The organism is uncultured Fibrobacter sp., from assembly GCF_937877005.1.
Taxonomy (GTDB): domain Bacteria; phylum Fibrobacterota; class Fibrobacteria; order Fibrobacterales; family Fibrobacteraceae; genus Fibrobacter.
Map to the genome: position 1 here is coordinate 1 of NZ_CALEFV010000205.1, position 4,367 is coordinate 4,367.

A 4,367-nucleotide genomic window follows, 5' to 3' on the forward strand; every position below is an offset into this window, starting at 1 on the left:
GACATGTTGAACAATATAATTTTTAGTGGCATATTTTTGGCCAAGTCCCGTTTGCCTTATGGTGTTGTGGAGCGTTAAACGATTCTAACCATAAAATATGGCTTATCGTCTACCGCCTATTGTCTACTTTTTATACATTATAGATATGGCTTCTTTAATTGAATACAAGGGCAAACGCCCGGTCCTGGGTGAACGCGTCTTTGTCGCCGATGGTGCGAAATTGATCGGTGACGTAGAAATCGGGGATGATTCCTCGGTGTTCTACAATGCGGTCGTCCGTGCTGATCTCGCCGAAATCAGGATCGGAAAGCGAACCAATATTCAGGATAACGTGACGATACACCTTTCGACCGACGAAGGCGTTCATGTGGGTGATGATGTGACGGTGGGGCACAATGCCATTTTGCACGCCTGTACTGTTGAAGATAACGTGCTTGTCGGCATGGGTGCCATCTTGATGGATGGCGTGCATATCAAGTCGAATAGCGTTGTGGCTGCTGGTGCCGTGGTGACGCAGAATAAGGAATTCCCCGAAAGGAGTCTGATTGTGGGGGCTCCGGCTCATGTGGTGCGCGAACTTACGGAAGACGAAATCCGTAAGTTCCACGAAAATGCAGAACATTATCTCGTCGTCAAGGACGAACTGATGAAGGGTTAATGCCATGTACAAGTTTGTATTTTTGATAAACCCGATTAGTGGCGGTGGCCAGGGCAAAGTCATACACAAGTTCCTGCCCGAAATCATGACATCCTTGAACTACGGGGATGATCAGTGGAAGGCCGAGTTTACGAATATTGATGGGCTTGAAAAGCAGATTTCTGATGCCCTCGCCAGTACGGAAACGCTGGTGGCCGTCGGTGGCGACGGTACCGTCTCGTCGGTGCTCTCGGTCATGGTCTCGTCGGAATACGCAAAGAAGGTGAAAATTGGCCTTATTCCGCTTGGAACGGGAAACGACCTTGCGCGTGTCCTGAATCTTTACAAGCCCTATGTGGACAAGGGACTTCTTTTCCTGGTGCGTCGCCTGCTGCAGGCGAAGGCCCGTCCTTTCGATATCTGGAAGGTGAACGACAGAATTGCGTTTGCCAACTATTTTTCGGGCGGGATCGATGCGCGAATTGCTCACGATTTCAACCGAGCCCGAGCGAACGGCGAATTCAATTCGAATTCCGTCGTCGTCAATAAGCTGCATTACGTGAAAAGCTTCTTTGCCGACCGTTCCTATCGGCTTAAAAAAGGCAAGCTGGCCTTTGTCGATCAGGAAGGAAAAACCTGGCAGAAGGTTCTCGATGGTCACCGCACGGTGATTGTCGGTAACATTCCGAGCTTTGCAAGTGGTTCAAATCCGTTTTACAAGTCCGACATGGCGGATGGGCTGCTGGAAGTCGTCTGCGTGCCGAACATGTTCATGTTCCTGCTTGCCATTGCGGTCGGGACTGTTCCCGTGCTGGGAAATTTCATCAAGAGGAATTTCCTCAAGACGCACAAGGCGAATTCTGTCGAACTTGAATTTGACGAAAACGAGTTCCTTCAGCTTGACGGTGAGGACCTGAGCGGCAAGCTTGGCGGACATGTGAAAATTGATTTTGCCTGTAAGGTGCAGATTTTAGCGCTGGGGGAATGATGCTCCCGGTAAGTTTTTCTGCCATTCTTGACTGGCTGCATTCTGAGCCTGTTGAATTTGTTGTCCTGCGCGAGCAACCTAAAATCGTGTTGACCGGTTTTGCCTCGTTGACTCAGGCCGGTGCAGCTGACGTGAGCTTCTGGGTGGGACATATCGAAAGTATTACCCACGCTAATGGTCCTTCGAACGAAAGTCTTTCTGCCGTTGAGGCGGGACTTCTCTTTGTGCCGAGGAACATTCCCACGGAATCCTTTCCGAGGGTGAAATGTCTTGTGGCAGTAGATGAACCCTACCATGTCATGGTCCGGTTCCTGGAAAATTTCGAAGGTGACGCTTTCCGCGAAAACGTGGAAGGCGTTGCTAAAACGGGAATTCACCCGACGGCTGTGGTGGAGGGCTTTGTCGGCGAAGGTTGCTTTGTCGGGCCGGGCTGCGTGGTGATGCGCGGAGCCCGTGTCGGTCGCGGTTGCAGGTTGGAATCAAACGTGACCATTTACCCGAACGTCGTTGTGGGCGAGGGTTGCATTTTTCAGGCAGGCGTCGTAGTCGGTAGCCGCGGCTTCGGATTTTACGAGCACGAAGGCGCACGCCGTATGGTGCCGCACTTTGCGGGCGTCCGCATCGGGAACCGCTCAAGCTTCGGCGCGAACACGGTCGTGGCGGCGGGGTTCATTTCGCCGACGACCATCGGCGACAATTGCCACTTGGATTCCATGGTGCAGATTGCTCACAACTGCGTTTTAGGCAACAACATTTACATGGCCTCGCAGACGGCGCTCGGCGGCACCACGATTCTCGAAGACGGCGTGCAGTTCGCAGGCGGTGCCAAGGCCGCGGGGCACTTGACCGTGGGCAAGAATGCGATTGTGACCGCGAAAGCGGGCGTGACCAAGAGTGTGCCTGCTGGCAAGACCGTTGCTGGGTTCCCGGCGATTGACATCGACATCTGGCGACGTCAAATGGTCGAACTCCGTGTCATGGCGAAAAAGAAGTTGAAATGAGCAACGAATTGGTTTTTAAATCTCGCAGTTTGAGCTTTAGGCAGGCTTCTGTTTCGGTGGAACCGCTGGAGCGTGACCCGCAGAAGATTCCTTTTGTGGCGTGGTTCGTGGGCGAAAAGCTTTTTTATCGCAGCGATGCGTGTCATTGTTTTGAAGAACTTGAATTTTTTGCGAAACGTACCGCCGGCTACAAGTTGAAGGATTCGGCGGGTTCAACGGCGGGGGAGTCGTCTTTGCATTTGTTGTCGCCGGAGCATTTGGCTCCAGTGTTTTTGATGTGGCCTCACCGGCGCTTTAATGTGCGACTCACTGATGCGACCAAGCCCGAAGTTCCGTTGATGGACGGTTCTGCGATTCCGTTCTTCTGTGAAATTCGGAAATTTTGCGGAGCGCCCGAAGAACTCGCTTTTTACGATGCCCCCGTGCATGCCGAGTGGGACTTGCATGCCGTCGGAATGTCATTGCGAGGAGCCGAAGGCGACGCGGCAATCCATGGTCATGTCCGCATTACGCCTGCAGAAACCTTCGAGGTGGAATACGTGCTTGACCGCAACACAGCCCGCGACGGTTACGACCTGAAGTCTGCTGCGTCCGTCTCCATTTATTCGCCCGAGAACTTGTACCAAATTTTCATGGCGCGTACCTTCATTCACCAAGTGGAACTGGAGCGCGCCTGTGCGGCAGGCCTCCTCGCCGGAGTCGATGAATCTTGCGGACTCCTACTCGCAGCGGGGGATTGCGCGGCTCAAAACAGCGCCTGTTCGCCAAAATTCCGCATCGCAAACGAACCTGCGATGCATAAAATACTAGATTTGATTGGAGACCTGAGTTTTATCTGTCCGGCCCTTCCGAGGGTCAGAATCGAAATCACCAACGGTGGGCACGTGTCCCACCGGCAAATAATGGAGAAAATCATTCCTTATGTCCATGCTGGAATCTTTACCCAAGTCTAACGTCGATGGAATCCTTTACGACGCCGAAGTTGTCCACAGTGTTCTTCCGCAGAAGGCTCCGTTCGCCTTTGTCGACGAAATCCTCTCCCTCGACGCCGAAAACATGGAAATCGTCGCAAAGTGGCACTTGACCGGCGAAGAAGGATTCCTCAAGGGACATTTCCCGGGCAATCCGGTGCTTCCCGGCGTGATTCAGATTGAATCCATGGCCCAGACCGCCACGCTCCTCACCATGATCGGTCGCGAAGCCGAAACCACGGGCAAGCGCCCGGCGTTCATGGGGGTCGAAAACTGCCGCTTCCGCGCGCCGGTGATTCCGAAAGCCGAAATCGTGCTCAAGGCCAAGCTCATCATGGCCCGCCACGGCATTTACAAGTACAGCGGCGAACTCCTGACCGTCGATGTCGAAGGCAAAGAAACCCTCTGCACCAAGGCCGACTTCAGCGCTGCCATGGTGTAAGTTACGGGTCTAGCAACTCGCCACGAATCACTTCGACTTGATCCCCGACCAAACTGATAATGTTGGTCGGGTTTATTTCGATGGGGCCGCAGTCGACCATCATGTCGACGGAATGCTCGAAGGTTTTCCAGATATCGTCGGGCTCGTACATGTCTTCGTCAGTGAGTTTTGCGGCCGTGCTCAGGATCGGCTTGTCGAAATGCTGGAAAAGTTCCTTGAAGAACGGGTGCGTCGGCATTCTCACGCCAATTTCGGGGCGCTTGACATCCAGGCGGCGGGCGATATGCGGGTCGGCGGGCAAAATGAACGTGTACGGCCCGGGCACGCG

General features: G+C 53.4%; 6 protein-coding genes. 5 read left to right on the forward strand and 1 reads right to left on the reverse strand.

The annotated features are described in order from the left end of the window. Positions 1-145: 145 nt before the first annotated feature. Genes Q0628_RS09410 through Q0628_RS09430 form a run of 5 tightly spaced genes read left to right on the forward strand, consistent with a single transcriptional unit; the run spans position 146 to position 4,039 of the window. Positions 146-658 carry a gamma carbonic anhydrase family protein gene (locus Q0628_RS09410; protein ID WP_298770420.1) on the forward strand — a complete coding sequence of 171 codons (513 nt, stop codon included), beginning with the start codon at positions 146-148 and terminating at the stop codon, positions 656-658. Between the two features lie 4 nt (positions 659-662). Beyond that, positions 663-1,625 carry a diacylglycerol kinase family protein gene (locus tag Q0628_RS09415; RefSeq protein ID WP_298770422.1) on the forward strand — a complete coding sequence of 321 codons (963 nt, stop codon included), beginning with the start codon at positions 663-665 and terminating at the stop codon, positions 1,623-1,625. Next, positions 1,622-2,626 carry a UDP-3-O-(3-hydroxymyristoyl)glucosamine N-acyltransferase gene (locus Q0628_RS09420; RefSeq protein WP_298770424.1) on the forward strand — a complete coding sequence of 335 codons (1,005 nt, stop codon included), beginning with the start codon at positions 1,622-1,624 and terminating at the stop codon, positions 2,624-2,626. Before Q0628_RS09415 ends, Q0628_RS09420 begins: the two co-directional genes overlap by 4 nt. After that, positions 2,623-3,579 (forward strand): UDP-3-O-acyl-N-acetylglucosamine deacetylase, encoded by a 957-nt coding sequence (locus Q0628_RS09425; protein WP_298770425.1) that lies wholly within the window; start codon positions 2,623-2,625, stop codon positions 3,577-3,579. The genes Q0628_RS09420 and Q0628_RS09425 overlap by 4 nt, the downstream gene beginning before the upstream one ends. Then, the gene (locus Q0628_RS09430; protein ID WP_298770427.1) at positions 3,554-4,039 is read left to right on the forward strand and encodes a 3-hydroxyacyl-ACP dehydratase FabZ family protein; all 486 of its coding nucleotides are present in this window, start codon (positions 3,554-3,556) and stop codon (positions 4,037-4,039) included. Before Q0628_RS09425 ends, Q0628_RS09430 begins: the two co-directional genes overlap by 26 nt. Before the next feature lies 1 nt (position 4,040). Here the strand turns inward: Q0628_RS09430 and Q0628_RS09435 are convergent. Beyond that, positions 4,041-4,367 (reverse strand): Sua5/YciO/YrdC/YwlC family protein (locus Q0628_RS09435; protein ID WP_298770429.1); only part of this gene is annotated, 327 nt, incomplete at its 5' end.

What these genes read in the sequence shown, in the direction of transcription:
- Q0628_RS09410 (WP_298770420.1), top strand. Translation starts at nt 146, where the DNA reads ATGGCTTCTTTAATTGAATACAAGGGCAAACGCCCGGTCCTGGGTGAA.
- Q0628_RS09415 (WP_298770422.1), top strand. Translation starts at nt 663, where the DNA reads ATGTACAAGTTTGTATTTTTGATAAACCCGATTAGTGGCGGTGGCCAG.
- Q0628_RS09420 (WP_298770424.1), top strand. Translation starts at nt 1,622, where the DNA reads ATGATGCTCCCGGTAAGTTTTTCTGCCATTCTTGACTGGCTGCATTCT.
- Q0628_RS09425 (WP_298770425.1), top strand. Translation starts at nt 2,623, where the DNA reads ATGAGCAACGAATTGGTTTTTAAATCTCGCAGTTTGAGCTTTAGGCAG.
- Q0628_RS09430 (WP_298770427.1), top strand. Translation starts at nt 3,554, where the DNA reads ATGCTGGAATCTTTACCCAAGTCTAACGTCGATGGAATCCTTTACGAC.